The organism is Winslowiella toletana (genome assembly GCF_017875465.1).
Taxonomy (GTDB): Bacteria; Pseudomonadota; Gammaproteobacteria; order Enterobacterales; family Enterobacteriaceae; genus Erwinia; species Erwinia toletana.
In genome coordinates this window covers 2,461,524-2,487,680 of the sequence record NZ_JAGGMQ010000001.1, presented here as the reverse complement: position 1 = coordinate 2,487,680, position 26,157 = coordinate 2,461,524, and the positions used below count along the sequence as shown (strand labels likewise).

Genomic DNA, 26,157 nt, shown 5'->3' with positions numbered 1-26,157 from the left:
TCGCTACGGCGCTGTCGATAAGGGGGTCAACTGTTCATCCAGTAAAGCCACCAGCAGCGCCGTGCCATCCTCAGCCACCCGCAGTTCGCCATAACGCGCACTGGTAAAGTCATCAGCATGCCCTTCTTCGAAAAACCACCCATCACTCGCCACCCCAATGCCCTGATTACCACGATGGGTCTGCAAGTAAAGCTGATTAGCGCTTAATGGCTGACCGCGATCCCAGCTGGCGTCAGTGGCAATGCGCTGCGCATTCAGCGTGACGATCAGGCGTTTATTTTGCGGCATCTCTTCGCCGGACAGGCGGTTATTCAGCGCATAATTCAGCGCCATATAATCGCCCTGCATCAGCGAACGGGGATCGACCGGCGCCAGCGCCAGCCGCACCACGCTGCCGTGTTTCAGTAACTGCTCTTTCTGATAAATCGCCCGATTAGTTGCCAGTAAGATCACTAATAACACGGTAAACAGCAGCCACTTACGCATATTCACCACCCTGTAAACGGCGATGCGCCAGCGCCGCAATCAGCAGCAACACCACACCAGCGGCAAACAACATCAGTGCTTTATCCAGCAAGGAAGTGCCAAGGAAGTAATACCAGTCGATGGTATAGAGCACCAGCAGCACGGCGGCAGCGGCCATCAACACTTTGCTGTTCTGAAAGCGCGCCAGCAGTAGCAATAACCACGCCAGAGCGATACCCGGCGCAAACAGACTCATCGTCGCCAGCACGGTGGCAATCAGCAGCAGTTGCCAGGCGCCTGGCACCCCTTCGCGGCGACCGAGAATCAATGCAGCGATCAGTAGCCCGGCGGCAATCCCCTCGTTAAGAGTGGAAAAATCGCCGCCGCGCGGCGCCACTTCATTGATCAGCAGCAGGTTTTCCATCGGCACCGAACCATAGAAGCAGAGCGCCAGCAGACCGCTGCTTACCCCTAACAAGCAGGGGCGAAAGCGCCTGGTGTAGCGATCGTCAATGCCAGCCAGAATGACACCGATAGTAATCAGCGCAGAGACGGCGACCGGCAGGCTGCTGGTAAACCAGGTCAGACCGCTGACGAGGAAAAATACCAGCGCAGCACTGTTGAGGTAACGGTAAAAATTATCGCGGAACAGGATAAACAGCAGCGCCAGCACTGGCACAAAGGCCAGACACATCTGGCCGCTGATCCAGTTGCGGTCATCAATCCACAGCGCTACCGCGACACAACTGCTAAAGCTACAGGCAATCGCCCAGGATAAACCAATTTGCCGTTGCGCCAGGCCAGATTTACTTAAAAACAGCCAGCCGGGAACGCCGCTGACCAGCGCAATCAGCACAAAGGTCAGCACCTCAAATTGATCAAACAGGCCGTAAAGGAAACAGGCCAGCACCAGCAGGGCAAAAGCCATTACACCGGCAAACCAGCCGCTTAATACCAGGGCAGCGCGCACATACCAGGGCAACTCATCGTCATTATCCTGTTGCAGCAACGCGATCTGTTGTGGCGTCAGTAACGACTGCTGTTGCAGCCGCATCCAGATAGCCTGCTGCTCGTCACGATCTTCCGGTTGCAGCTCGTCAGGGTTTTGCGCACGTAACTTTAATATCCAGCGACTGGCCTGAGCGGCGCACAGGCATAACACCACCAGCGCCACCACTAAGGTCAGAATAATATCGACCTCAACCAGCAGTCGTATCACTCCCGCCACCAGCAGAAAGCTGATGCTGAATAAACCACAAGTGAGAATAAACAGGTCGCGCTGACGGCGATAAAACAGCAGATAGCCCGTGACCAGCATGGCCAGCCACAGCAACGCGCTAAACACGCCATAGGGCTGATGATCGCCAAACAGTTCGCTGGCGCTGGCAACCGTCAGGGTAACCAGCGTCCAGAACACCATCAGCCGGAACAACCAGTTACTGCTGCGGGTGAGTGCATACCATGCAACCAGCGCGGCCAGCAGCGAGAGCTGATAAATCAGACTAAAACCGGTATTAAACGGGAAGTCCTGCCAGCCATCCAGCCGCAACAAGAAGGCGACATTGGCCACCAGCCAGCAGAGAAACCAGAGTGCGGTAACGCGGGCAAAGCAGGCTAACGCGAACAGTGCCACTGCCCAGGCGCGGAACAGCATCCAGCTCCCGGCGCCAGTCTGATAGACCTGGCCATACACGGCAAACAACACACCGGTCAGCATGCCGATGGCAATCAGCGCCAGCCGGGCGCTATTCTGCGCCCAACGCCACCACACCAGCACCGCCAGGGCGATAATCGCGCCCTCAACCAGCGCAAACTTCAGCATGCGCGGCAGCGAATGCCAGTTCCAGGCAAAAAAGAATATCACCCCGCAAACCAGTGACAGGGTGCCAATCAGCGCAAAGGTGGCGCGCAGAAACAGCAGCCATCCCTGCGCATCTGGCCGCGCGCCAATCAGCTGTAAAATGGCATGTTGGGTCGCGGGAGAGATCTGGCCCTGAGACTGTAACCGTCGCACCGCTCTGCCTGCCGCGGTGGCTGCTTTTCCTGCATATAAGTGGTTTTCCACGCGTTACTCTCCGCGCCAGTCAGGGCTTGTTATCAGATTCCGTACTCTTTCTGGTACGCACGTACTGCCGCCAGATGATCGGCCATTTCCGGCTTCTCAGCGAGATATTCAATCAAATCTTTCAGGGTGATAATCGAGATAACCTGGCACTGGTAATCGCGTTCCACTTCCTGGATTGCGGAGATCGCCCCACGGCCACGCTCCTGACGGTCTAATGAAATCAGCACCCCCGCCAGTGTCGCGTTATTAGCGGCAATAATCTCCATGGATTCACGAATCGCGGTGCCTGCGGTAATCACATCATCCACCAGCATAATGCGGCCCTGCAGCGGACTGCCTACCAGGGTGCCGCCTTCGCCATGATCTTTGGCTTCTTTACGATTAAAGCAGTATGGCACATCACGCTCATGATGATCGGCCAGCGCAACCGCGGTGGTGGTGGCAATTGGAATGCCTTTATAAGCCGGGCCAAACAGCAGGTCAAAATCGATACTGGAATCAACCAGCGCCTGAGCGTAGAAACGTCCCAGCAGCGCCAGATCGCGCCCGGTATTAAACAGTCCGGCGTTAAAGAAGTAAGGACTCTTGCGGCCCGATTTCAGGGTGAATTCACCAAATTTTAATACCTGTTTGTTTAGTGCAAACTCGATAAATTGACGCTGCCAGGGTTTCATCACTCTCTCCTCAAAATGTTTTCATAAAAAAGGCGACCCTCAGGTCGCCTGTAAAAATCAGTTTGCCAGCGCTGCTTTCTGCGCCTGAATTAAGCTGTCGATGCCGCCTCGCGCCAGCTCAAGAAGCTTCAGCAACTCCTCGTGGCTAAACGGTTCACCTTCTGCGGTGCCCTGCACCTCAATCATGCGGCCATCTTCGGTCATCACCACATTCATATCGGTTTCAGCAGCCGAGTCTTCCACATACTCGAGATCGCACAGCGCTTCGCCATTCACAATACCAACGGAAATCGCCGCCACCATCCCTTTCATTGGGTTGGCTTTCAGTTTACCTTGCGCCACCAGATGGTTCAGCGCATCGGCCAGCGCCACACAAGCACCGGTAATCGATGCGGTACGGGTGCCACCGTCGGCCTGCAGTACATCGCAGTCCAGCGTAATGGTGAACTCACCCAGCGCTTTCAGATCGATCGCGGCACGCAGTGAGCGGGCAATCAGACGCTGGATTTCAAGAGTACGGCCACCCTGCTTACCTTTGGCCGCTTCACGCGCGTTACGACTGTGGGTAGCGCGCGGCAACATGCCATACTCCGCGGTAACCCAACCCTGTCCCTGACCTTTCAGGAAACGCGGCACGCCTTCTTCAATGGTGGCAGTGCACAGTACTTTTGTATCGCCGAATTCAACCAGCACAGCACCTTCTGCGTGTTTGGTGTAGTGACGTGTCAATGTGACGGGACGCACCTGTTGTGCGCTACGGCCTGCTGGACGCATGGTTTCTCTCCGGCTTGCTAATAGTGGCTGCGCATTATACGGGCTTCATGCGCCGCTGCCTACCGACGCCTGCGGGCAATATTTTTAAATCTGCAAAACAGAGAGTTAATGAAAAAAGCCGCGAACTATGTATAAATGCGTCTTCCTCCCCATAATCTGAATTTTATATGCCTGAGCTTTTACATTTTACTCTGGCGCTGGTGGTTATTTTCGCCCTGGCGTTACTGGTCAGTACTGACCGCAAGAAAATCCGTCCGCGCTATATTGTGCAACTGCTGGTGATTGAAGCCGCGCTGGCGTGGTTTTTTTTACACGCCGCCAGTGGCCTGTGGATCGTTCAGCATGTTGCCGGCTTCTTTGAAACGCTGCTGACCTTTGCCGCTCAGGGTTCAGATTTTGTGTTTGGCGGTATGAGCTCGCAGGGGCTGGCGTTTATCTTCCTTGGCGTGCTTTGCCCGATCATCTTTATTTCGGCGCTGATTGGTATTTTGCAGCACTGGCGCATTCTGCCATTACTGATTCGCCTGGTGGGAACGTTGCTGTCGAAGGTTAACGGCATGGGCAAGCTGGAGTCGTTTAACGCCGTCAGCACCCTGATCCTCGGGCAGTCAGAGAACTTTATCGCCTATAAAGGGATTCTCGCCGATATCTCGCCGCGTCGCCTTTATTCGATGGCCGCTACCGCCATGTCGACGGTTTCCCTGTCGATTGTCGGCGCCTATATGACGATGATCGATGCCAGATATGTTGTCGCGGCGTTAGTGCTGAATATGTTCAGCACCTTTATTGTACTGTCGATTATTAACCCGACACCGGCGGGTGATGAACCAGATATCAAGCTGGATAAGCTGCATGAAGATCAGAGCTTCTTTGAAATGCTTGGCGAATATATTCTCGCCGGTTTTAAAGTGGCGATGATTATCCTGGCGATGTTAATTGGCTTTATCGCGCTAATCGCGGCGGTCAACGCGCTGTTTGCCGCGGTATTTGGCATCAGCTTCCAGCAGATCCTCGGCTATGTGTTCTGGCCATTTGCCTGGCTGGTGGGCATTCCCGCGCAGGATATCCTGAAGGCCGCCAGCATTATGGCCACCAAGCTGGTCGCCAATGAGTTTGTCGCGATGATTGAGCTGAAGAAGGTGGCGGCCGAAATGACGCCGCGAGGTCTGGGGATCCTTTCGGTGTTCCTTGTTTCCTTTGCTAACTTTGCTTCTATCGGCATTGTCGCGGGCGCCATCAAAGGCCTGAACGAGCAGCAGGGCAATGTGGTGTCACGTTTTGGTCTGAAGCTGGTCTACGGCGCGACGCTGGTCAGTTTGCTGTCCGCAGCCTTCGCCGGACTGATGCTGTAAACTGTATCCGGCGGCGCCAGCCGCCGGATTCTTATTCAGAATGCGACGCAAACCGGCGCATCCACCCGCATCACTGAATCCTGCATAAAGCGCTGTTTATAGATACTGCGCAGCACTTCAATCCGACTTTCACTCTCTTTATCCGGCGCATGAATCAGCAACAGTGCTTTGCTGTTTTCGCGGGCCAGCCTGCCATCATTGCCCAGCCACTGACCTTTGGCCTCAAATACCGACAGCCCATCTTTAAATCGTGGCGTAACGTCATGATCAATAAACCCCTGCCACTCGGCGGCGCTGATGACCGGGCCGCTCGGACGGTTCAGCCCAAAATAGAGCGTGGTTTGCGTCATGGCATCACCCACCGTACAGCTTGCCGTCGCTGGCGCCGTCACGTTTTTTGGCGATGCCATACAGCCGCTCAGCAACAGTGCAGCAGTTATCATCATTAGTTTCGGGCTGGTTATTTTCATTATCATCCTTTAGCAGAAAAAATGGCTATCGCCCTTAGCGGGCACGACGGTTTCAGGACTGAGAGCAAATACCTATCATGCATCCACATGCATCGCTATAATTCCTTCATATTTCTCTGATACAGGTACGCAAAATGATCCGCAGTATGACCGCCTATGCACGTCGTGAAACCAAAGGCGAATGGGGCAGCGCAGCCTGGGAACTTCGTTCCGTAAATCAACGCTACCTGGAAACCTATATTCGTCTGCCGGAGCAGTTCCGCAGCCTGGAGCCTGTTATCCGTGAGCGCCTGCGTAATCGCCTGACGCGTGGCAAAGTGGAATGTAACCTGCGTTTCGATGCCGATCCAAGCGCACAAAGTTCGCTGTTGCTGAATGAGCCGCTGGCAAAACAGCTGGTTCAGGCAGCGAACTGGGTCAAAATGCAGAGCGATGAAGGCGAGATTAATCCGCTGGATATTCTGCGCTGGCCTGGGGTAATGTCCGCCAAAGAGCAGGATCTGGATGCTATCACCGCCGAGCTGCTACAGGCGCTGGATGGCGCCATTGACGAATTTATTATCGCGCGTGAAACCGAAGGTAATGCGCTGAAGGCAATGATTGAGCAGCGCCTGGAAGGCGTCAGCACCGAAGTAACGAAAGTGCGCGCACAGATGCCAGAAGTGGTGAAATGGCAGCGTGAGCGCCTGGTGAGCAAACTGGAAGAGGCGGAAGTTCAGCTGGAGAACACCCGTCTGGAGCAGGAGCTGGTGATGATGGCGCAGCGCATTGATGTGGCGGAAGAGCTGGACCGCCTGGAAGCGCATGTGAAAGAAACCTATAACATTCTGAAGAAGAAAGAAGCGGTTGGCCGTCGTCTCGACTTTATGATGCAGGAGTTTAACCGCGAGTCGAATACGCTGGCATCGAAATCGATTAATGCTGAGATTACCACTTCCGCGATTGAGCTGAAGGTGTTGATTGAGCAGATGCGCGAGCAGATCCAGAATATCGAATGATAATTCCATCCCTATCATGAATCTATTAACGCCCTGTTTTCAGGGCTTTTTTATTGCCTTCATATTCCACCCATCTACGCTAAAATCCATACTAATCCATAGCCAAGTGGGTAGTACATTGGGTAGTACATCCCCTTTACAGCACAAAAATTCCGCTTTATAACCGATGTACTACCCACTTTTTGGCCTCAGGCCAGACAGAATGCGGCTCACAGGAGGTGGCTATGGGAAGTCTGACGGTTAAAACCGTGCAATCAATTCTGCGTAGCAATAAGCCCGGACGCTATGCCGACGGTCAGGGGTTGTATCTGATGCTGCCCGAGCGTGGGGAAGCCTACTGGATGCTGCGTTATACCCTGCACGATAAGCGCCGCGCCCTCACCCTTGGCAGGCAATCTGATCTTGCACTCGCTGAAACACGCTCTAAAGCCGACGATATTCGCAGGAAGATCAGGCAAGGCGATGACCCAATCGTCGAACGTAAGCGCATCCAGCCCGTTAAAATCCATACGGTCAACGCTCTGTTTAAAGACTGGTATCCCGACCAGGTAAGACGACTTAAACACCCTCGCATTCCGCATCGCATATTCAGCAAAGATATCAGCCCACAGATTGGCGAACTGGTGTTAAGCAAGGTGACACCGCTGGATATCCGCGCGGTACTGCGACGTATCACCGCCAGCGGCAGACCGTCTATCGCCAACGATGCGCTGATGTATATGAAACAGCTGTTTAATCATGGCATTAAGCTGGGGTTGCTGATTTACAACCCGGCTGCGGCCTTTAATGTTGATGACGCTGGGGGCGTTGAAGAAAGTCGGGAGCGGGCGCTGAGTGTTGAAGAGCTGGGGACGCTTTTGCAGACCTTCAGAGAAAACCGCGCCAGCTTTACCCGTCGTTGACACTTAACGCATATCTCACATCAAACTCGCACTTTTGCCAGTGACGTCCGGCCTCCAAGCAAAAGGCTGTTCTGCCTGTGCGGCGCGCGATCAAAAGCGAAACCTGCTAATCAACTACGCACTTCAGTGCATAGTTGATTAGCAGGTGCCTTCTTTTAAAACACGTTCCCACCGAACCAACAGGAAACTCGCCGAACTTGCCTTATAACCACCATTTCAAAGCCCAACAGAGTTTTTAATCGTTACGCAAAATCTCCACGTAATCATGGTACACATAGCTTCTTCCGCGTGTTTTTCCCGTCGTTTCACGCAGAATTCCGGCAGTAACGAGACCCTGTACAGCAGCATTGGCTGTTGGGAAGGATACATTTAATAATTCAACGGCACGATCGACAGTCAGCTTTGGCATTGTGGGCAAAAACTCAAACAGACGCATGGTATGGAGTGATGTTGTCGGCATAGCAAGAGCCTTTTTTCTGTCATCAGCAATCAGTGTGGCAATTCTGATGATGCTCTGCTCTGCTTCTTCTGCGGACAGCTGAACTGCTTCAAGGAAAAATTCAACCCATTGCTCCCAGTTCCCATTGCTTCTGACCTCTGTCAGACAATGGTAATAATGCGCCTGGTGTTGTTTCAGGTACCCTGAAACGTACAGCAGTGGCTCCCGCAACAACTTCCACTCTTCCAGCAGCATGGCTATTAACAAGCGGCCAATTCGCCCATTCCCATCGAGAAACGGGTGAATAGTTTCGAACTGAGCATGCACCAGTGCAATTCGCACCAAAGGTGGCAAGGATGGATTCGGCTCATGGATAAATTTTTCGAGATCAGACAACAGCTCGCCTACCAGGTCGGCAGGCGGCGGAACATATGCTGCGTTACCAGGTCTTGTCCCCCCAATCCAGTTCTGGGTTGCCCTAACTTCACCTGGCTGCTTAGTTGCCCCTCTGGCACCGGATAGCAGCACCTGATGCGCCTCCTTCAGCAGACGAACGCAAACAGGTAACCCCTTTTCAGAACTCAGATGACCACGAGCGAATTTAAACGCTTGCAGGTAGTTGGTAACCTCTTCAACATCATCAACATTGGTTACGGCCAGCCCCGCCTCTTCATCGAAAATATCAGTGAGGGTTGCCTGAGTTCCTTCGAGTTGGGAAGTCAGCAATGCTTCCTTACGTATGGCGCTATAAACGAGCCATTCACTGGAAGCCACAAGTCCCGATATACCAGATAATCTTGCCAGCGCCTTTTCTGCTTTTTCATTCAGCTCCACATACGAAGCCGGATCCAGAACAGGGGATGCTGGTGGTAAGGGAGCGGGAACAAACGCATTGACCGCCTCGTCATGACTTTGAGTCACGATAAATTTTCCGGAAGTACGACTCATTTAAACTCCTTTAACAGGCGCAGATGCTGTTAAAGCATCCTTTAATCATGCCTACCGCTATTAAAGAACTCTTTAATAAAACCAGCGTTATTAAACTTTACTTTAATACAGCATGTATTATTAAAGAAGTCTTTAATAAGTATTTTGTTAAGTAAAGAGCCTTTTAATAGTGAGTAAAGTTGTTAAATATCACTTTAACTAATTGATATAATACTAATTTTTAATCTAATTAGTCGGTAAATGCGCAATTCCCGCCGACAGATTGCTACACCTCCGGTGATGGTCGCTAGCCTCCTCCTTACTCACCAAAACGCGCATATCATCGGCAAGAGTCATCTACTGATGTAATCGCAGGGAGGGGAGGTATGTCGGCAACAGAACATCATCATAAAACGACTACTGGCATGAAAATGGAGCATGCTGGTAGCCACCCAGTTGCTCAGGAAGACGCCGAACGCTGGAAACAGGATAACCATCAGGCAATGCAGGAACTCAACCGCATTACTGACGAATACGGCTTACTATCAGACAGCGACAAGTCTTTTTAATCCGCCAGCCAGACCAAATCCAAATGGGTAGTACATTGGGTAGTAAAAACTTTTAAGCGGCAAAAAAACACTCTAACTCACTGTTTTAAAATCGAATCCAAAACCTGTTCAATAAGCAGATCCATGTCAGCAAACAGCCCGCCTCACAGCGGGCTTTTTTATGCGTATTAGCTTTCAGGAAAGCATATAAAGATACGCGTTTAACTTGTCCCCATACCTGCTTGATGTGAAAAGCGATATTACTGTGTGATAACGCATAACTGGCGAGTGTTCGTCAGCCCCAAATCAATCCCGAAGTGATAAATATGCGGGAGTACCAGCAGCTATCGATTTTCTGGAGGAGTTTTAGCTGGTCACAACATCGCTATATTTTTGAAAAATCATGGAATGCATCGGTTGATCTTGCCTGGAAGAGTGGGCAGAAAAGCATAGCCATTTTCATCAAGTGCATTAAAAACATCCAGCACACCACGGTCAGTTTCAATTAAAAGACGCGTATCCAGATGAAAATTTTTATCCTCCCACGTAAGAACGCCCTGTCCCAAAGAAACCGATAATATGACGCCGCCGAGTAGTGGATTAATGCTAGTAAACCTATTTTCAGTCCAGCGTACCTGGTTATCACAGATATCAAATGGTAACGATATATCATTCGATAGCCATAAATCGTTGAATCTGGACCAGGAAATAGCAACTATCTCTCCATTATCGAACATTAGCCTGATCGGCAGATCGTTCCAGGATTCCCATTCCTCATAAAATACCTCAGCGGTAAAGTAGCTGGTCAATCTTGTTCCTGTAACTTTCCCAAAGGCTTTTTTGATTGCTTCAACTTTGTTCATCAGGCTCCTCAGGCACCACGCGCATAATTCCCGGACACATCGTTACCGCCATACTGTTGCAGGCTCCTTGCTCGCGAGTACACGATGACAGATTAACTCTCCTGCACATCATTATTCAGGATTTCCAGATACTGCCCGTATGCATAAACCCGATGTCGCTTTTGCCCGGTAATCTCGGCAACTTTTCCAGCGCATCTAATATCTTCCCAATTGTAGCTGCCATCAACCCATTAAGTTCAACCAGTTTGCCAATGTTTACAACAGGCTGCACAAACAGTGCGTCCAGAATCTGATTAGCCAGACACGACAGCCCAATCCAAAACTAAAATGCCCGTTGCCATATCACGCCCTGAGCACTAACGTTGAGGCGGCTGCAAGGCGCCTATGACAGCATTGAAGTCCCCCACCGCCCCCCTGACTTACATAAAAAAACCAGGATCCCTGATCTGACCCCGGCTTAACTCGGTAAAATAATTAACTAAAAACGCTACTCTTTTTCGCCAAAGCCACTGGCAAAAGCAGTTTTCAGCTCATCCATTAATTGATGCTCATCCTGACCATCGCAAATCAGGTCAATCATCGCATTTCCTTTTACTCCAGCGCCTAAAATGCTCATCATCCCTTTAATCTGAATTTCCTTGCCGTTATTGATCAGAATCAGCGAGGAATCATACTTCTTCACTATTTTTGCTAAAGAGGCCGCTGGCCGGGCGTGTAACCCCGTGCTGTTCATTACTTTGACACTTTGTCTGATCATACTATTGTCAGCCTTTGTAGTGAATTTCAGGATGCCTGGCGAATATATTGATGATCTTTATTCATCATCAGAATTTTGCTATACACATCATCTTCCACTGCGCTTTTTGCACTGGCCATCACACGCGCCAGATTGGCCTCGTTATTATTTTTAACATAAGCTTTGCCTACCGAGGTGATAAACGCTTTGCGCAGATCACTGGCAATATTTACTTTCACCACATTGTAATTAACGAAGCTGCGCAGCGTTTCTTCATCAATCCCGGAACCGCCATGGATCACCAGCGGCACCGGTGAAATCCCGGCAATACGCTTAAGCAGTGGAATATCGATCCGCGGAATATCTTCCAGGCCATGAACATTGCCCACCGAGACAGCAAGCATATCGCAGCCGGTTCTTTCGACAAACGCCTTCACCTTTTCCGGTTCGGTTTTACAATCCGCTTCACTGACATGATCATCTTCTTTACCAAGAATAGCGCCCAGCTCTGCTTCAACCGGCACACCAAACGATTTACAAAAATCGACGGCCTCACGGGTAAAAGCAATATTCTCTTCAAAAGAAAACTCAGCACCATCAATCATCACCGACGTAAATCCGGCACGTACGGCCTGTTTCACATCATCCAGTGTTTTGCCATGATCAAGATGCAAACTCACCGGCACATCCATTTTATCAGCATGACGTTTGACGATTTCGTAAATATAATCATAACCGGATAATAACGCATTGGTTGGCGCAATCTGAATAAAATTCGGCAAGCCTGAACGCTCAATAGCATTTAAAATAGAAATGGTCGTTTCAAGATTAGTCGTATTAAACGCACCGGCCAGTACGCGTTTTTCGCGAATACGGTCGAGCAGGATTTTTCCATTAACTAAAGGCATGGTATTTTCCTCTGTCATTATAAAAATAAGATAACGGGTGATTATTTTCCCGTACTGCCCCCTCTGTTAACGGGAACAGTCGGCCAATTGTTCAGATAGAAATAAATTCAGGTTAATTAATCCGCGTAAACAAACGCGTCAGTGATTACGCCTTCCTGCTGAAGTTTAAAGTGATAAAATTCGCGCCAGCGTCTCTGGTAACTCAGCAATCGCTGATATCGTCGGGCATCGGGCATATAACGCGCAGCAACCGTAACTTCCGGCGGCGTTAAAGTCGGGCAGGCAGTGATCAGCGCCCCCACGGAAACCGCCTCATCAAAAGCGATCGCATCAACCGGACACTGCAAAATATCCGCCTTCAGCTGCAACCAGAGTGGATTGCCGGTTGCCGGACCAATCACCTTGAGTGTTCGTCCCTGCGGAACCGAAAAACAGGCAAAGCAGTTAGCAAACTCCATTGTCAGCCCCAGAGAAATGCTGGCGATCAGCATATCCACTGGCAAGCCGTCACCCAGGCCATACAGCAAACCGCGGGTATGGCGATTTTTGTGTGGCGAACCGGAGCCACGCAGATGGGGAATAAACAGCGGAACCTCATCCAGCTGCCAGAGATCATCCAGATAATGCTGGTAACCCTCAGTCAGCGCCGCCGCTATCTCTTCCGGGCTATAGCGGAAGGTTTTACTCATCCACTCCAGCGCAAATCCTCCTACCGGCAGCGAGGCGAACAGGGTATAGAGTTGCGGTAACGAGTAACGCCCATTCGCCAGCTTGTCACGTCGCGCCTGCGCATTCAGGGTAGGCTGTGCATTCAGCAACAGAATGCCCTCCGTGGTTCCCGTTGAGTTCAGCACTTCTCCCGGCATCATTTGCAGCGCGCGTGCGCCTGCCATATGGTCGTGGCCAGCCAGGGTTACGCTGACCGGCGTGGAGAACCCCAGGCTACCGCTTAACTGCGGAGTAACCCAGCCAGCAACCTCACCCGGCGTCAGCAGCGGCGCAAAAGCAGTGAATGGCAGCTGCAGGATGCTGGCAGCTTCACGCGACCAGCATCCCTGCGTGACATCAAGGCATAGCGTACGGCTGGCCAGAGTGGTGTCGGTGCGTCTTTGTCCGGTGAGACGCCACAACAGCACTTCGGGAGCGTGCAGCCAGCAGATATCGTCGCGTCCCTGCAAATGGCAGTGATCCAGCAGCCAGCGTATTTTAAACGCCGAGTAGTTACTGTGCGGCGGTAAGCCGCTAATCGCATATAGCTTTTCGTTTTCTTCTTCACTTAACGTGGCGAGATACTCTTCGCCACGACGGTCATACCAGGCCAGCATCGGCGTCAGGATTTCTCCTTTCTCATCAATGAACACGCCTGACTCACCAAAGCTGGCAATACTGATGTGTGCTACCGGCAGCGGGGATTGCGCGACCAGGCTGGACATCGCCGCCATAACCTCCCCCCAGAGCGCGTCGATATCAAAATCGACCGCCGCTTGTGCCGATATCAGTTTAGGGGTAACGAATTTTCTGCTCCCCAGCTGCGTGGCATCCTGGCAGGAAAAACAGGTGACTTTACAATTGGTGGTGCCGATATCAATGACAATAGCCGCGCTGAAATCAGGCATAAACAGTACTCCGGGTCAGACGGAAAACGCCATACAGCACCAGACCAATCACCGGCACTAAGCCAATGGCAATCACGTTGCCGTTAAAGATCTCAAGCAGCCAGAAGCGGAACGGATTGCCGCCATCAAGGAAACTGGAAACCTGCCCGCTGGAACCTTCTGCAAATTTAAAGTTGACGTCTTTCGCCATGCCGGTAACGAACGGCGCAATTTTGGTCGCAATCCACAGGTCAGCAACAATCACCGGAATAGCGGCCAGCACGGTACGGAAGATATTGCCGCGGCTGGCCAGCGCAATCATCGACGCCATTACCGCCAGATTTGCCAGGTCACCGAGCGGCAGCACCTGATTGCCCGGCAGAATAAATGCGATAAACACGGAAATCGGCGTCAGTATCAGCGCAGTGGAGATAATCGCCGGGTTACCCACTGCCACCGCAATATCCAGACCGATATAAAGATCATCTCGCCCCGGATATTTAGTGTTGAGGTACTTCTTGATGGCTTCGGACAGCGGCAGCAACCCTTCCATCAGGATGCGTACCATGCGCGGCAAAATAAACATCACGCCACCAATGCTGATTCCCAGCAGCAGAATATGTTTAAAGTCATAGCCAGCGATAATCCCCAGCAATACGCCAAGAATGGTGCCAACCATCATCGGCTCACCAAAAATGCCGAGTTTTTTCTGTACGTTTTCCGGATCAATATGAATACGGTTAATTCCGGGGATTTTATCGATGATTTTGTCTACCAGTAATCCAACCGGGAAGAACACCACCGCCGAAAGAGTGGGCAGTGAAATGCCCTCCAGACCGAAATATTTTTGCACCATCGGCGCTGACCAGTCAGCCAGTTTCAGTACCACCACTGCCGCAATGCCTGCAGCCAGCAAGCCGAACAGGAAACTGCCGGTGCTGTAGTACACCAGCGTACCAGCGAGAGCAAAGTGCCAGTAGTTCCACATATCCACGTCAACCGTTCGCGTCTTGTTAAATGCCAGTAACGCCACATTAATCAGGATGGTCAGCGGGATAACAAAGGGCGCAATCGGCGAACCCCAGGTGATAGCGGAAAGCGGCGGCCAGCCAAGATCCACCACCGGCAAATTGATCCCGGTACGCTCAACCATCGCCTGCGCGGCTGGGCCGACGTTGCTGGTAAGAATGTCGAAAATGGCATAGATACCGACAAAGCCAATACCGACCGTCAGCGACGATCGTAACGCTTTTGCCGGTTTAACTTTAAAGAACAGAGCAAGGATAAACAGTACCAGTGGCAATAATACTGTTGGGCCAAAACCCAAAATATATTGCACCACTGAATAGAGAGTATGGGCTATCTCATTCATGGCAAACCCCTGTTGCGGGCGTAACGAGACCTCGCGTTAGCGCCTGAATAAATTAATCGGAAAGGTTTAATTAAATAAAACTGTTTAAACGATTTATTATTGTCCCTTCAGGATCGAGACTATTTTTTCCAGCACTTTGTCCTCACCGACACCAGTAATAATCGGCAGCGCATTGACCACCGGAATATCCAGTTCATAAGGCACCTTCGTGGTGGAAACCACTAAGGTCGCGCCAGCCGTATTTCCCGGCAGCGAGGCGACGTTGGTCTGGGAATAATTAACGTTAAGGCCATGCTCCTTGCAATACTCCATTACCTTTTCGGCCACAGCGGTGGAAGTGGCAACCCCGGTGGCGCATACAAATAAAATGGTCTGGCTCATACTTCACCTCTTTCGGTCATTTTGTCTGATATTGCGCGATAAATGTCTTTATCACACATGGTGAGCAATTCCTGCATAAAATCGCCATCCTGAATCAGTTCCATTATCCAGCCCAGCGCATTAAGTTGTTTGTTACTCTCACTCAGCGCCAGCAGGAATACCACCTGTACCGGCACCGGATCTGGCTCGCCAGCCATATCGGCGAAACTCACCGGCGCGGGCAGGATGCCCAGTCCGAAGGCGTTGTGATGTACATGACGATGATCGGTATGCGGGATCGCCACGCCAACAGGCTCGGTTGGCAGGCCGGTCGGGAATGTCTCCTCGCGGGCCAGCACATGGTCGGCAAAATCTTCGACAACCTGTCCGTCAGCAATCAGCGGCTGCGCCAGCTGGCGAATCAGTGTCTCAACAGTAAGTCCTGCGGGTAAATGCTGGACATAACCGGGTTTAAACTCAATTCCCTGCATAAATCCCCTCACTAAAAATGGATGATTCAGTTGGAAATAAAAACATCAGCTGATCTCTCTGCGTTGCAGGATGGTGCCCAGATAATATTTATTCCCTTTCAGCCAGACATTGCCAAATTCCACCGGCAATTCACGGGAGAAAAATACCAGCTGCTCCAGATGCAACACCGGGGCATCTTCACTGATATCCAGAAAATGGCCGCGCTCGTTACCGATCAAGCGGGCGGCGTAGCGGCTCTCTGAATAACGTATTTTTTGCTGAGACAGACGCTCAATGGTGGGAAACAGATTTTCCTTATTAAAGTCCACCTCTGCAATGCCCGGGCAAAGTTCTATATTGATGCGATTCTCAATCAGCATCACTTTTTCACCGCCAATTGAGCGCAGACGTTCAAGGTAAAGAATGTCCTGCCCCGGCTCAATCTGCAGCTTTTCCGCAACAAAGCGATTTGCGGCTTCAATACGTGCCGTCACCACACTGGTATTAAAGTGGATCTTCTGGCTTTCAAGTGATTCTGCAAACGACAGCAGCCCTTCGCCCAGCGGATAAGCAATATTCTCTTTTTTAACAAAGGTGCCCTTCCCCTGAACCTGGACCAGCACACCCTCTTTAACCAGCTGAGCCACCGCTTTCTTCACCGTTCCTCGGCTGACTTCGAGCATGTCCATAATCTGGAATTCAGAGGGAATACGGTCATCCTCCACCAGTTCCCCGGTATAGATACTCTCTCTTATCCATTCAGCTACCTGCTGGTAGAGAGGGATATGGGAATTCTTACTTAATGATTTCATGGCGCGCACCTGAACATCCTGGGTTGTCTATAGACAATCATGTACAACTTGCAGATATAGTATGCAAAAGCGGGAAGCAGGTGATTGAGAAGGGTCACACTTTGAGGTACCGGATCGGGATCAGGAAAAAGTGATGTTCGTCACATAAGATTGTGCGGTTCAGAACGACAAAACCCGCATTAAGCGGGCATTGACACAGAAAGAGAACGCTCTGTTAACCAAAGCTATTCAGATAAAAAGAGTAACTTTTCGATAATGTGACAAACATAATGTCGTCTTTAATACCGTACTTCTTTTTTAAAAAATGCTTGGTATTGGTGACTGTTTTCTCATGAATCTCAAGAAAGCGCGACATCATTGCCACGCTCCAGTTTTTGTAATACAGAAACAGGAACAACATTTCTGTTTTAGACAGCGTGACCTCTTGCAAGGAAAACAGTGTTCTTTTAACCAGGGAGGCTAAAAACTGACAGATAACACTCAGCGCCGTGTTCAGGCTAATCAGAATGATTCTGCTACCAATATTGATGGGTTTGTGAGACTGATGGGTGAAAATCACAATAATGCCATCTTTATCTTCCAGCGACTTACTGACAACATTTTCCAGCGAATCATAATATTGATCGGTGAAGTATATACTGTTTTTTACACGGAGCTTCTTGTGATTATAAGTTAATGATGAAAAAATAGAAGTAATCGATAACTTCAATAAATTGTCATTAGAGTAGATGTTATACATTCCCAGGCTCCGCACGAATTGATTTTTATTTTCCCTAATTATTCACATGTCTGACCGGGAGATAAACTTTCTCATTAATGACAATCGCACCGCTTTCTATCATTTTTATAACATACAGGACAGTGACCCCCTGAATTCTTGCATACAGAGCTATATCACCATTATATTTTTTTTAATATGAAAATCTAAGTCACTGACCGTCATCTGCTAACCCCGCATCTCTTTATTTTTTCTTTTAAACACGACCTTTCTTTCTGCTGTAGTTCTTAAGTGCTTAAAAAGGCAGTAAAGAACCAGCAAAAACATCACTATGACTAATGACAACAAGATTGATGGTTGCATTTTGGTTTACCCTGGAACGATTCGCGACTGAAAATATATTTAACACGCTAATATTTATCAAGCCCCAGCGATAGGGGTTAATGTAAAAAACAGTGTAAATAGGAATAACCTTATTTCTTATATTAACAATTCTTTATGATAAAGAGAGGGGCATAGTGACGCTGTAAAAAAACACTATATTTATCATGATATAAATAATTATTACTTTTATCCGCAGCAACTAAATCATTAGATTTTTTATGTATAGTCTTTATGAATTTATTATTCCAATACTTACACAGGATTTAACAATACGGGGGTAAAAGCGCAAAAAAACACCATCTTTCATTTATACAACGTGCCATTTAATGCAAGAAAACCAGCATAAATTAACGCCCGGCAATGGTAACCACAAAATATTACCAGGGCAGATGACACAGTTTTCAGACAACAAGACTGTTATAGACAGATTAATGTAAAGAGAGTGCACACCATTAAATGATCGATCAAATGAGCCATGCAGTGCAATGAGGCTTTGTCTGAAGTTCAGTGCATAACTATGCTAAACAGTGCTTATCAGCAGATTCGTTCACCTGTTCAGGTGATGCTTGCAGATGACAAAATCAGCCGTTAACGGTTGCTGGATCGGGTTATCGGCTCGATGACGCAGAACTTTAGCAACTTTTTAATTTTTTTATTTTGTGGCAGCAAACGGCTAAATCAGCCCTTGCCGTTTCCTTATCTGCGCTTCAATGCTTAAATCGCTTATCAGTGTTTTTCAGGAGGTAACATGCTGCCATCACAAACTATCAGCCAGACCATCCCGCGTAACTGGCTGGATCTCTATGAAACAATCTGGAAACCCGAGTTCTTTGCCAAATGGGCATCCGGTCTCAGTCATGCGCCGCTGGTCGCTGAAGGTAACCACTGGAAAGCGAAAGGGCCGGACGGCACAATAAAAATCCGCTTTACTGAACACAACGAGTTGGGGGTCATGGATCACTATATCGACACTGGTTTTGGTAAAGAGGTATATGTGCCAATGCGGGTGATCGCCAATCAGGAAGGTGCAGAGGTGCTGATCACCCTCTTTCGCCAGCCATTAATGTCAGATGAGAAATTTGCCCATGACATTGAATGGGTGACCCGCGATTTGCAGACACTGCATACGCTTATGACATCCTGAGAACGTCATCCCCCTCAGCTGGCGTTCCCTGCTGTTTGCCGCGCCCCCCTTTTACTGGTCTTGTTATTCCACCAAGGCCATTTTTAATTTGAGTTATGCTCACCGCCTGCAGATTTAATGCAATATTTTTTCTCTTTCAGTGATTATCAGTAATCTATTTGATTACATAAAAATCACGCTATTTATAAAGCTTCCCTTAAGCATAAATAATGGCATTTCTCTTAATAAAAACCGATAAAAATTGCATCTTATCTCGTAAAAACAATGCATTGATAAAAGCACTCAGCGGCGGGCAGCGTTGCCAGTCAAATCGTCTGGTAAGCAGTTCTGTGCAGCTGAATTAATAATAAATAACCACCCATTAAAACCTTTCAATGATTGGCCCTGACAATAAAAATATCAGACTTTTCTTATGGTGTTTATTTATTTGAAAGGGGGTATAACTCATTTGCACACAGCAATTCCCCAAAAATATAAATTCCAGGAAACATCAAAATGGAAAAAACATCCTTGCAGCAGTTTTCTGAGGAAGAATTTATTGAGCTAGCCGAAAAAATTCTCCTTGCACAATTTCCGACAACCGATGAACTACTCAATGCAGCTATGCAGTTCGTATTAGTTTCGGGACATCCTGCTGGTACCGACCTTATATGCTATCCGGAAGAATTTAATATCAACGGGCCGAAAAGCATGGTGGATATCATCAAGCTTTGGCGGGTAAATCATGGACTCCCGGGTTTCAGAATAGATAGCATTTCTATTGCATCCTGATGGTTATTTTTTAATTCTCAACACCAGGGAATTATTCTGACCATGATATAATAATAAATTTCACCACACAGCAAAAGAGTGGCAATCACACTCCTGCACTATGGCATCCGCCATTAGGAGCAATATATGAATTTAAAAGAAAAAACATTTAATGGTGCAAAATGGTCGGCGCTATCATCAATAACCACTATTGGCATTGGACTTTTGCAACTAACCTTACTGGCAAGATTACTTGAGCCAAAAGAGTTTGGCTTGCTGACCATTGCAATGGTTATATTAATTCTGGTTGATACCTTTTCTGATTTTGGCTTATCCAACTCCATTATTCAGCGCAAAAATATTTCCGAGACCGAACTGTCAACACTGTACTGGATCAATGTGGTTATTGGCGTCGGTGTTTTTGCTATTTTATTCTTTGGTAGCCATTTTTTTAGTCAGCTTCTGCACCAGCCAGACCTGGAAATCATTATAGAGACGCTGTCAGTCGCCTTTATCATTATGCCGCAAGGGCAGCAATTTCGGGCCTTACTGCAAAAAGAACTCGAATTTACCCAAATCAGCATCGCCGAAATCACCGGGGCACTGGTTGGTTTTGTTGTCACCCTGGCCTGCGCCTGGTTTAAGCCGGTTGCGATCTGCGCTATCTGGGGCTTTCTGGCTGCCGTTTCCGTCCGCATGCTGATGTTTTGCTGGTTTGGTCGCGAAATTTATCAGCCCAAAGCGGTATTCCAGCTTGATGGGGTGAAGTCCAATCTGCGTTACGGCGGGTTTTTAACCGCAGACAACCTGTTCAACCAGCTAAGTATGAATATCCCCACCATGATTTTATCTCGTGTGCTGGGCGCCGTAATTACCGGTGGTTACAACCTGGCGTTTAATATTGCAGTCATGCCGCCAGCGAAAATTAACCCTATTATCACCCGGGTGCTGTTTCCGGCATTCGCCAGGATTCAGGATGATCAGCCACGACTGCGCCACAATTTCTACAAAATGCTGTCGATAGTAGGCCTGCTTAATTTCGCCGCACTGCTGGGTTTAATGTCAGTTGCCGACAATTTTGTATTGTTCATGTTTGGCGAGAAGTGGCTGTTTATTGCACCCGTTATGCAGATTTTATGTGTGGTAGGTTTGCTGCGCGCCATCAGCAACCCGATTGGCGCCTTAGTGATGGCGACAGCGCTGGTGAACGTAAGCTCGAAACTAAACGCTCTGCGTCTGGTGATTACCGTTCCTGCTATCTGGCTGGGAGTCGTGTCTGGTGGCGTTATCGGCGCGGCATTGGCCTTCCTCGCCATACAGATTCTCTACTTTGCGCTTAACTACTTCTTCCTTATCCGGCCAATCCTGGGAAAAAGCGGTAAAGCGTATCTGTACAGTTTGTGGATGCCGTTTAAACTCTCATTGCCAACCTATGCCATTAGCTACTTGTCAGGTTTTGCCTTTGATCAGGTGGTTTCCGTTAATGCGGTGCTGGCATTACAAGTGGTCAGTGGCGCTGCGGTCTATATTGTCATGGTACTAGTCAGCAAAGAGCCGGTGATTGTTGAAACCCGGGCTATGTTGTTCCGGAAACTTAAAATAAATCCCGATCTTAATAAGGGTAAGCAGGCGGTGTAGCCGATTGGTCGGCTGAGGACTCCTCTCTGTGTTTTTAGCGTGTCGGGCACACGACACGCTTTTTACACTTTCCAGAGAAGTGCAGATATATCCGGTTTATCGTCGTTCTCTGACGTATCTTTATCTTTGCGTTTAAGACGAAGCATCGTAACGATCATTCTTAACTCATCAATCACGGTATAGAGATCGACGATATCCTGCCTGGTGTGAATTTGCAGACGCGCCAGCGCATTCAGTTTATGCGCATACACGGTCTTGGCGGTTATCCCCATACGATGGGCGACCTGCTCGGCACTGTATGACCATGAAAGCATAAGTAATACTTTTAACTGCCTTTCAGGCAGCATCACATCTGCACCGCTATCTTTAGGCAACTGGCTGCGTACCCCCATCAATTCCGCAGTAATAATCCACAACAGTTCTGACAATGGCGTCTTCAGAGAGGTCACGTTAGTGCCAGTTAAATACTCTCTTAATGCACTAAATACCGATATCAGTTTATTGGTGATAATCAGCTGGCGGATATTCGGATAGTGTTGCTGATGGGTGTAAATGCTGTGAATAATGCCGGTTAACGCCATATTTTCATGAAATATGTAGACCACCAGTTTGGGGCGATGTTTTTTACAATAAAAAGCAATATCATGCATCGTGCCCACCTCAAGCGCTGTTAAGCTTATCGGTAAACGCTGCAAAAGCTGGCAGAGGCCCGTCGCCGCCAGCACATCAGAGGAAAAGAAGATGATGTCATACTTTTGATTTTTCATTTTACGGTTAACATCCGTGTATCGTCCTGATTAAACTTAAAAAAGAGCCACTTCACTGGCAGCTCATAGCGGGTATTATTATTGAAAATAAATTAATAATTAGATAATTATCTGCCTCATCATCAGATGATAAATACTGCAATTTTGTGCTATATAATTAACGCGACACTTTTCAACCGTATCTAAATGGTCTGGCATTTTTTTATAAATTTTCGTCGTCACCGGTAGCGAATTAGTCGATTACGTATTACTCTGCTTCAGCTTGTATCCCTTCTTCCCGCCATAGCGCGATAGTAAAGGCCAGAGATTAATCACTCCGCTAAAAAAATAATAACCAGATCAGTGCAATTAATATATAACATATTGTTAAATATGATATATCTACCCGAACACCATTAATTTATATAATCTGAATTGATTAGCCTTAGAAAATCTCAGTCGTCTGAACTGCCTAAAACGTTTAGTCTTGCCGGCGATTTTTCAGGAGTTGGCCATGTTACTTACCGTTCTCTATATCATTGGTATTACCGCAGAAGCGATGACAGGCGCGCTTGCGGCAGGTCGCCGTAAGATGGATATGTTTGGCGTTATTATTATCGCTTCGGTTACCGCCATCGGCGGCGGTTCGGTGCGCGATATGCTACTGGGCCACTACCCACTTGGCTGGGTTAAACACCCCGAATACATCATGATTGTCGCCGCCGCTGCAGTCGTGACGACCCTGGTGGCGCCACTTATGACCCACTTGCGGAAAGTCTTTCTGGTGCTGGATGCGCTGGGGCTGGTGGTTTTCTCGATTATCGGCACCAAAGTCGCACTCGATATGGGCCATGCGTCAATTATTGCCGCCATCAGTGCAGTGATTACCGGCGTGTTTGGCGGCGTGCTGCGCGATATGTTCTGCAACCGTATTCCACTGGTATTTCAGAAAGAGCTTTATGCCGGGATTGCCTTCGCTTCCAGCTGGATTTATATCCTGCTGTTGAAAACCCCGTTGTCCCATGAATTGATTATCTCCATTACCTTGCTGACTGGCTTCGCTGCCCGCTTACTGGCATTGCGGTTTAAACTGGGTCTGCCAATTTTCAATTATCCGCATCCTGAGCATTAAGCGCAGTTGCGCGACTCAGGGCATATCAAGTTCATGCTGTAAAAAGGCAATCAGCCGCCTGACATCTTCATCGCGCAGAAAATGAGTGATACGCAGCGCCAGCGCTTCGCCAATACCTGGCAGCGCTTGCCAGCTTTGCTCATCCCGCGCTATTAACTGTTGCCAGCTGTTATCCGCTAAAGCATTGAGCGCCGCCGTCGGCACCGGCACACCCAGAGCCTTTACCCAGCGCTTAAAAGGCTGCTGTCGACTTTGCTGAAAGTGAAGCCAGATCTGCTGCGCTCTGGCTTCAGTGATACCCGGCACCGACTGCAACTGCTGCGGGCTAAAACTCAGCCAGGCAAACAGATGGCTGAACGCCTCCATCTGCATCAGACGCTGCCAGCTACGACGCTGGATACCCGGTATATTCAGCACCTCTTTCTGGCTCAGCCAGCTTAGCCGCGCCAGAAACTGCTCACGACATTCCGGCGTAGGGTGCAGACAACTGAGAATGTGGTAATCGTCTGCCACGGGCGCCACCGGTATCTGACGCTGTTTTACCCGCCAGACAACCTGCTCAAAGCGTGGTATCCCTTGCCCGGCCAGACTGATGGCTATCTGATCGCCCGGCACAACATTCGCTTCCTGCCAGCGCCGTAGCGACCCCATGCTGACCCGTCGGACAATTTTATCGTCCAGCTGCACCGGTAACAGATTCAGCACCACCGCAATTTTACCGGTACGCCCGATCGGAAAATCGACTGACAAGACTTCGGTGGTAATGACTGGTGGCGTATATTTCCATGCCGCCACCTCATCACTCTGCCCGGGGAGCCAGTGTTTACCTGCTGAGCGCTGTTCACGCTGCACTACCACGCCGTCGGTCACAAAAGGCAGCGGCTGGCGGAACCAGCGTTCACGCCAGTGCGCCACCTCATCCGCCGTGTTAACTGGCTGCGTCCAGTGTGATTCTGCGCCAAAACCAAAAGCCGTTAATTGACTTAAGCGCTGTGCCATCGAAGCCGGGCCGTCAGGCCACGCCCAGATAAAAACCCCCAGACTTTCCAGTAATGGCGATGGCTGCTGGCGCATCAGCGCCCCGGCAACCTGCGCGCGAGCATTTGCGCCCCCCATTGTCGCCTGCTGATGACCGGTCATCGGCAAATAGATCTCGCCCTGCAACACCACCCGCTCGCTCTCAGTGGCAATCTGCTGCGGTACCGCCTTAATATGACGCACTTTTTCCAGCCATGACTCGCCCTGCAAACCACTGCCACGGCTGATCGCCGCTGTCAGTTGCCCATGCTGATAGACCAGCGTTACCGCCACGCCATCGACTTTAGGTTGCAGCCACAGTGGTGCTTTACCCTGCATCCAGTTTGCCAGCGACTGCCTGTCGGCCAGCTTTTTAACCCCAGTATGGGCAACAGGGTGCCAGCGATCGCCCTCGCCCGTTTGCGGCTCCCGCAGCGCGAGGGCGGGCTGGAAGCAGCGTTGCCACTGCTGTAATCGCTGATGCAGACTGTCATACAGCGCATCATCAACCGGGCTTTCCCCCTGCTGGTAATAGGCCTGATCCCACTGATTAAGCTGCTTTTGTAAGTGCGCAATCTCTTCCCGGGCGGTTGCCGGCGTCCAGACCGGACAGATCGCCTGCCCGCTGCCACAAAACAGCCATGCCACTATCGCCAGCCAGCGCATCCCTGTCATGTTCGCTCTCCTTTTATCCCCGCAGACAGTTAACGTCGGCCCGGCAGTAAACGCCAGCAACAGGCTGAAAATATGGAAAGCAGTACCAGAAGTTTTACTGTAATGATGAAAATGGCGAAAAAATCTGCGTAATCTGTCAGGTAAATAAAGAAAAAGCGCAGCGGAAAGGCGCAAACGCTGCATGGCGGGCGGAAGCTGTGTATACTGTGCAGGAAACAGACTCCGCACTTTAAGACACTTCAAGAATAATCATGGCTCAAGGCACGCTTTTTATTATTTCCGCCCCAAGTGGCGCGGGTAAATCCAGTCTGATTCAGGCACTGTTGAAGACTCAGCCGCTGTACGATACGCAGGTGTCCATTTCGCATACCACGCGTAACGTCCGTCCCGGCGAGAATCACGGTGAGCACTACTTTTTCGTTTCCAAACCCGAGTTTGAAACGATGATTCAGGAAGATGCTTTCCTTGAGCATGCTGAAGTTTTTGGCAATTATTACGGCACATCCCGCAAGGCCATTGAGCAGGTGCTCTCGACCGGTGTGGATGTTTTTCTCGATATCGACTGGCAAGGCGCCCAGCAGATTCGTCAGAGAATGCCGCAGGCTCGCAGCATTTTTGTGCTGCCGCCGTCGAAAGATGAACTCGATCGCCGTTTGCGCGGTCGTGGGCAGGACAGCGAAGAGGTGATCGCAAAGCGCATGGCGCAAGCCGTCGCAGAAATGAGCCACTACGCCGAGTACGACTATTTAATTGTGAATGATGATTTTGATCTGGCGGTGTCCGATCTGAAACACATTATTCGCGCAGAGCGCCTGCGCATGGGCCGTCAAAAAGCCCGACATGATGCTTTAATCAGCAAACTATTGGCAGACTGAAGACACTTTCAGTATGATGCCGAGTCATTTCGTCACCCGTGGAGTATCACACTTATGGCACGCGTAACCGTACAGGACGCAGTAGAGAAAATTGGCAACCGCTTTGACCTGGTTCTGGTCGCTGCACGTCGCGCACGTCAGATGCAGGTTGGCGGCAAAGATGCACTGGTTCCGGAAGAAAACGATAAATCTACCGTAATCGCTCTTCGTGAAATCGAAGAAGGCCTGATCACTAACCAGATTCTGGATGTGCGTGATCGCCAGGAACAGCAAGAGCAGGAAGCCGCTGAATTACAGGCAGTCACCGCTATCGCTGAAGGTCGTCGTTAATTAGCTGCCGGAAGGCT

Annotated in this window: 27 protein-coding genes; 10 read left to right on the top strand and 17 right to left on the bottom strand. The window is 49.6% G+C overall.

Annotated features, from left to right (window positions below; all coding sequences use genetic code 11):
• Positions 1–3: 3 nt before the first annotated feature.
• The 4 genes from J2125_RS11590 to rph are packed head-to-tail and all read right to left on the bottom strand — an operon-like array spanning position 4 to position 3,978.
• Positions 4–486, bottom strand: a complete 483-nt coding sequence (locus J2125_RS11590) for a GDYXXLXY domain-containing protein (protein ID WP_017801575.1) — start codon at positions 484–486, stop codon at positions 4–6.
• The gene (locus J2125_RS25180; RefSeq protein ID WP_017801576.1) at positions 479–2,530 is read right to left on the bottom strand and encodes a DUF2157 domain-containing protein; all 2,052 of its coding nucleotides are present in this window, start codon (positions 2,528–2,530) and stop codon (positions 479–481) included. Before J2125_RS25180 ends, J2125_RS11590 begins: the two co-directional genes overlap by 8 nt.
• Before the next feature lie 32 nt (positions 2,531–2,562).
• On the bottom strand, positions 2,563–3,204 hold the full coding sequence (gene pyrE / locus J2125_RS11580) for an orotate phosphoribosyltransferase (protein ID WP_017801577.1): 642 nt from the start codon (positions 3,202–3,204) through the stop codon (positions 2,563–2,565).
• Between the two features lie 57 nt (positions 3,205–3,261).
• Complete coding sequence (rph, locus tag J2125_RS11575) at positions 3,262–3,978, bottom strand: ribonuclease PH (protein ID WP_017801578.1); 717 nt, start codon at positions 3,976–3,978, stop codon at positions 3,262–3,264.
• A 167-nt stretch (positions 3,979–4,145) separates the two neighbouring features.
• On the opposite strand from rph, the gene J2125_RS11570 reads away from it, so the two are divergent.
• Entirely contained in the window at positions 4,146–5,330 is a 1,185-nt protein-coding gene (locus J2125_RS11570; protein ID WP_017801579.1) for a NupC/NupG family nucleoside CNT transporter, read from the top strand.
• 35 nt (positions 5,331–5,365) lie between these two features.
• Here the strand turns inward: J2125_RS11570 and J2125_RS11565 are convergent, their stop codons facing one another.
• Complete coding sequence (locus J2125_RS11565) at positions 5,366–5,800, bottom strand: DUF3574 domain-containing protein (protein ID WP_017801580.1); 435 nt, start codon at positions 5,798–5,800, stop codon at positions 5,366–5,368.
• 134 nt (positions 5,801–5,934) lie between these two features.
• Here J2125_RS11565 and J2125_RS11560 point away from each other — a divergent pair, with 134 nt between their 5' ends.
• Both J2125_RS11560 and J2125_RS11555 read left to right on the top strand, forming a co-directional pair.
• Positions 5,935–6,798, top strand: a complete 864-nt coding sequence (locus J2125_RS11560; protein WP_017801581.1) for a YicC/YloC family endoribonuclease — start codon at positions 5,935–5,937, stop codon at positions 6,796–6,798.
• Between the two features lie 224 nt (positions 6,799–7,022).
• Entirely contained in the window at positions 7,023–7,700 is a 678-nt protein-coding gene (locus J2125_RS11555) for a tyrosine-type recombinase/integrase (RefSeq protein WP_017801582.1), read from the top strand.
• Positions 7,701–7,935: 235 nt separating this feature from the next.
• Here J2125_RS11555 and J2125_RS11550 read toward each other — a convergent pair whose 3' ends face one another.
• Positions 7,936–9,087 (bottom strand): Fic family protein, encoded by a 1,152-nt coding sequence (locus tag J2125_RS11550; RefSeq protein ID WP_017801583.1) that lies wholly within the window; start codon positions 9,085–9,087, stop codon positions 7,936–7,938.
• Positions 9,088–9,452: 365 nt separating this feature from the next.
• Between J2125_RS11550 and J2125_RS11545 the strand changes: the two genes are divergently transcribed.
• Positions 9,453–9,635, top strand: coding sequence for a type II toxin-antitoxin system CcdA family antitoxin (locus J2125_RS11545; RefSeq protein ID WP_017801585.1), 183 nt, complete (start codon positions 9,453–9,455; stop codon positions 9,633–9,635).
• 380 nt (positions 9,636–10,015) lie between these two features.
• Here the strand turns inward: J2125_RS11545 and J2125_RS11540 are convergent, their stop codons facing one another.
• From J2125_RS11540 to J2125_RS11500, 9 genes are all read right to left on the bottom strand, one after another.
• Positions 10,016–10,477 (bottom strand): hypothetical protein, encoded by a 462-nt coding sequence (locus J2125_RS11540; RefSeq protein ID WP_017801586.1) that lies wholly within the window; start codon positions 10,475–10,477, stop codon positions 10,016–10,018.
• 487 nt (positions 10,478–10,964) lie between these two features.
• Entirely contained in the window at positions 10,965–11,234 is a 270-nt protein-coding gene (locus J2125_RS11535; protein WP_017801587.1) for an HPr family phosphocarrier protein, read from the bottom strand.
• A gap of 26 nt (positions 11,235–11,260) precedes the next feature.
• The gene (locus J2125_RS11530; RefSeq protein ID WP_017801588.1) at positions 11,261–12,121 is read right to left on the bottom strand and encodes a class II aldolase; all 861 of its coding nucleotides are present in this window, start codon (positions 12,119–12,121) and stop codon (positions 11,261–11,263) included.
• A gap of 116 nt (positions 12,122–12,237) precedes the next feature.
• Positions 12,238–13,737, bottom strand: coding sequence for an FGGY-family carbohydrate kinase (locus tag J2125_RS11525; protein ID WP_017801589.1), 1,500 nt, complete (start codon positions 13,735–13,737; stop codon positions 12,238–12,240).
• Positions 13,730–15,088 (bottom strand): PTS galactitol transporter subunit IIC, encoded by a 1,359-nt coding sequence (locus J2125_RS11520; RefSeq protein WP_017801590.1) that lies wholly within the window; start codon positions 15,086–15,088, stop codon positions 13,730–13,732. Before J2125_RS11520 ends, J2125_RS11525 begins: the two co-directional genes overlap by 8 nt.
• A gap of 96 nt (positions 15,089–15,184) precedes the next feature.
• The gene (locus J2125_RS11515) at positions 15,185–15,469 is read right to left on the bottom strand and encodes a PTS sugar transporter subunit IIB (RefSeq protein ID WP_017801591.1); all 285 of its coding nucleotides are present in this window, start codon (positions 15,467–15,469) and stop codon (positions 15,185–15,187) included.
• Positions 15,466–15,939 carry a PTS sugar transporter subunit IIA gene (locus J2125_RS11510; RefSeq protein ID WP_017801592.1) on the bottom strand — a complete coding sequence of 158 codons (474 nt, stop codon included), beginning with the start codon at positions 15,937–15,939 and terminating at the stop codon, positions 15,466–15,468. The genes J2125_RS11515 and J2125_RS11510 overlap by 4 nt, the downstream gene beginning before the upstream one ends.
• A 45-nt stretch (positions 15,940–15,984) precedes the next feature.
• Positions 15,985–16,731 carry a GntR family transcriptional regulator gene (locus tag J2125_RS11505; protein ID WP_017801593.1) on the bottom strand — a complete coding sequence of 249 codons (747 nt, stop codon included), beginning with the start codon at positions 16,729–16,731 and terminating at the stop codon, positions 15,985–15,987.
• 214 nt (positions 16,732–16,945) lie between these two features.
• Positions 16,946–17,470, bottom strand: a complete 525-nt coding sequence (locus J2125_RS11500; RefSeq protein WP_017801594.1) for a hypothetical protein — start codon at positions 17,468–17,470, stop codon at positions 16,946–16,948.
• A gap of 1,111 nt (positions 17,471–18,581) precedes the next feature.
• Here J2125_RS11500 and J2125_RS11495 point away from each other — a divergent pair.
• From J2125_RS11495 to J2125_RS11485, 3 genes are all read left to right on the top strand, one after another.
• Positions 18,582–18,977: a hypothetical protein gene (locus tag J2125_RS11495; protein WP_017801595.1), complete on the top strand. Its 396-nt coding sequence runs from the start codon at positions 18,582–18,584 to the stop codon at positions 18,975–18,977.
• A gap of 495 nt (positions 18,978–19,472) precedes the next feature.
• On the top strand, positions 19,473–19,748 hold the full coding sequence (locus J2125_RS11490) for a bacteriocin immunity protein (protein WP_017801597.1): 276 nt from the start codon (positions 19,473–19,475) through the stop codon (positions 19,746–19,748).
• 126 nt (positions 19,749–19,874) lie between these two features.
• Positions 19,875–21,365 (top strand): MOP flippase family protein, encoded by a 1,491-nt coding sequence (locus J2125_RS11485; RefSeq protein WP_017801598.1) that lies wholly within the window; start codon positions 19,875–19,877, stop codon positions 21,363–21,365.
• Between the two features lie 62 nt (positions 21,366–21,427).
• Here the strand turns inward: J2125_RS11485 and J2125_RS11480 are convergent, their stop codons facing one another.
• Entirely contained in the window at positions 21,428–22,132 is a 705-nt protein-coding gene (locus J2125_RS11480; RefSeq protein ID WP_017801599.1) for a helix-turn-helix transcriptional regulator, read from the bottom strand.
• 493 nt (positions 22,133–22,625) lie between these two features.
• Between J2125_RS11480 and J2125_RS11475 the strand changes: the two genes are divergently transcribed.
• Positions 22,626–23,243 carry a trimeric intracellular cation channel family protein gene (locus J2125_RS11475; protein ID WP_017801600.1) on the top strand — a complete coding sequence of 206 codons (618 nt, stop codon included), beginning with the start codon at positions 22,626–22,628 and terminating at the stop codon, positions 23,241–23,243.
• A gap of 15 nt (positions 23,244–23,258) precedes the next feature.
• Here J2125_RS11475 and ligB read toward each other — a convergent pair whose 3' ends face one another.
• Positions 23,259–24,935: an NAD-dependent DNA ligase LigB gene (gene ligB / locus J2125_RS11470; RefSeq protein ID WP_017801601.1), complete on the bottom strand. Its 1,677-nt coding sequence runs from the start codon at positions 24,933–24,935 to the stop codon at positions 23,259–23,261.
• Between the two features lie 251 nt (positions 24,936–25,186).
• Between ligB and gmk the strand changes: the two genes are divergently transcribed.
• Both gmk and rpoZ read left to right on the top strand, forming a co-directional pair.
• The gene (gene gmk / locus J2125_RS11465) at positions 25,187–25,810 is read left to right on the top strand and encodes a guanylate kinase (protein WP_017801602.1); all 624 of its coding nucleotides are present in this window, start codon (positions 25,187–25,189) and stop codon (positions 25,808–25,810) included.
• A gap of 54 nt (positions 25,811–25,864) precedes the next feature.
• Positions 25,865–26,140 carry a DNA-directed RNA polymerase subunit omega gene (gene rpoZ / locus J2125_RS11460; RefSeq protein WP_017801603.1) on the top strand — a complete coding sequence of 92 codons (276 nt, stop codon included), beginning with the start codon at positions 25,865–25,867 and terminating at the stop codon, positions 26,138–26,140.
• Positions 26,141–26,157 lie beyond the last annotated feature (17 nt).

Bases quoted from the DNA above. Each gene is read 5' to 3' on its own strand.
- J2125_RS11590 (WP_017801575.1), bottom strand. From the start codon at position 486: ATGCGTAAGTGGCTGCTGTTTACCGTGTTATTAGTGATCTTACTGGCA.
- pyrE (WP_017801577.1), bottom strand. From the start codon at position 3,204: ATGAAACCCTGGCAGCGTCAATTTATCGAGTTTGCACTAAACAAACAG.
- rph (WP_017801578.1), bottom strand. From the start codon at position 3,978: ATGCGTCCAGCAGGCCGTAGCGCACAACAGGTGCGTCCCGTCACATTG.
- J2125_RS11570 (WP_017801579.1), top strand. From the start codon at position 4,146: ATGCCTGAGCTTTTACATTTTACTCTGGCGCTGGTGGTTATTTTCGCC.
- J2125_RS11565 (WP_017801580.1), bottom strand. From the start codon at position 5,800: ATGAAAATAACCAGCCCGAAACTAATGATGATAACTGCTGCACTGTTG.
- J2125_RS11560 (WP_017801581.1), top strand. From the start codon at position 5,935: ATGATCCGCAGTATGACCGCCTATGCACGTCGTGAAACCAAAGGCGAA.
- J2125_RS11555 (WP_017801582.1), top strand. From the start codon at position 7,023: ATGGGAAGTCTGACGGTTAAAACCGTGCAATCAATTCTGCGTAGCAAT.
- J2125_RS11550 (WP_017801583.1), bottom strand. From the start codon at position 9,087: ATGAGTCGTACTTCCGGAAAATTTATCGTGACTCAAAGTCATGACGAG.
- J2125_RS11545 (WP_017801585.1), top strand. From the start codon at position 9,453: ATGTCGGCAACAGAACATCATCATAAAACGACTACTGGCATGAAAATG.
- J2125_RS11540 (WP_017801586.1), bottom strand. From the start codon at position 10,477: ATGAACAAAGTTGAAGCAATCAAAAAAGCCTTTGGGAAAGTTACAGGA.
- J2125_RS11535 (WP_017801587.1), bottom strand. From the start codon at position 11,234: ATGATCAGACAAAGTGTCAAAGTAATGAACAGCACGGGGTTACACGCC.
- J2125_RS11530 (WP_017801588.1), bottom strand. From the start codon at position 12,121: ATGCCTTTAGTTAATGGAAAAATCCTGCTCGACCGTATTCGCGAAAAA.
- J2125_RS11525 (WP_017801589.1), bottom strand. From the start codon at position 13,737: ATGCCTGATTTCAGCGCGGCTATTGTCATTGATATCGGCACCACCAAT.
- J2125_RS11520 (WP_017801590.1), bottom strand. From the start codon at position 15,088: ATGAATGAGATAGCCCATACTCTCTATTCAGTGGTGCAATATATTTTG.
- J2125_RS11515 (WP_017801591.1), bottom strand. From the start codon at position 15,469: ATGAGCCAGACCATTTTATTTGTATGCGCCACCGGGGTTGCCACTTCC.
- J2125_RS11510 (WP_017801592.1), bottom strand. From the start codon at position 15,939: ATGCAGGGAATTGAGTTTAAACCCGGTTATGTCCAGCATTTACCCGCA.
- J2125_RS11505 (WP_017801593.1), bottom strand. From the start codon at position 16,731: ATGAAATCATTAAGTAAGAATTCCCATATCCCTCTCTACCAGCAGGTA.
- J2125_RS11500 (WP_017801594.1), bottom strand. From the start codon at position 17,470: ATGTATAACATCTACTCTAATGACAATTTATTGAAGTTATCGATTACT.
- J2125_RS11495 (WP_017801595.1), top strand. From the start codon at position 18,582: ATGCTGCCATCACAAACTATCAGCCAGACCATCCCGCGTAACTGGCTG.
- J2125_RS11490 (WP_017801597.1), top strand. From the start codon at position 19,473: ATGGAAAAAACATCCTTGCAGCAGTTTTCTGAGGAAGAATTTATTGAG.
- J2125_RS11485 (WP_017801598.1), top strand. From the start codon at position 19,875: ATGAATTTAAAAGAAAAAACATTTAATGGTGCAAAATGGTCGGCGCTA.
- J2125_RS11480 (WP_017801599.1), bottom strand. From the start codon at position 22,132: ATGAAAAATCAAAAGTATGACATCATCTTCTTTTCCTCTGATGTGCTG.
- J2125_RS11475 (WP_017801600.1), top strand. From the start codon at position 22,626: ATGTTACTTACCGTTCTCTATATCATTGGTATTACCGCAGAAGCGATG.
- ligB (WP_017801601.1), bottom strand. From the start codon at position 24,935: ATGACAGGGATGCGCTGGCTGGCGATAGTGGCATGGCTGTTTTGTGGC.
- gmk (WP_017801602.1), top strand. From the start codon at position 25,187: ATGGCTCAAGGCACGCTTTTTATTATTTCCGCCCCAAGTGGCGCGGGT.
- rpoZ (WP_017801603.1), top strand. From the start codon at position 25,865: ATGGCACGCGTAACCGTACAGGACGCAGTAGAGAAAATTGGCAACCGC.